We start from the raw sequence: 426 nt of genomic DNA on the forward strand, positions 1-426 counted from the left end.
TTTGGCTCAAGGGTATTCTGCCCGTTAATTCGGTATATATAACTTGAATCGAAAACTCCGTCGCCTGAACGATCATAATTTCCGTTAACATTGGTAACAAAAGGATATTCGGAAAAGAAATTAACGCCTGTTGATCCGTTAGCGCCGTAAGCGTCGCGATGAATTTCATTTACAAGGTCTGTAAAATTCATTACCATGTTGTCAAGAGTTTGAATTTCATTTTGTATTGTTACATCGCGCATTTCCATAAGAGCGCCAAGTTTGCCTTTTGTAAAAACCATTTCATCGCCTGTGTCCTGCCAGTAGATGTATGCGAAACTTTCAGCGTCTACGTCTTTTCTCATGTCAAATTGTCTGCCAATCTGTCCCTGAACAAGAATATGCCCTGATGTGTGAACCATAAATTCATCGTGGTCTTGTTCTGTA

General features: G+C 39.9%; 1 protein-coding gene. It reads right to left on the bottom strand.

The window, feature by feature from the left end:
* On the bottom strand, positions 1-401 hold a 401-nt coding region (locus ACYVTD_RS17075), incomplete at its 3' end, for a FlgK family flagellar hook-associated protein (RefSeq protein WP_461248838.1).
* Positions 402-426 lie beyond the last annotated feature (25 nt).

Source organism: Treponema sp. R6D11 (assembly GCF_054786075.1).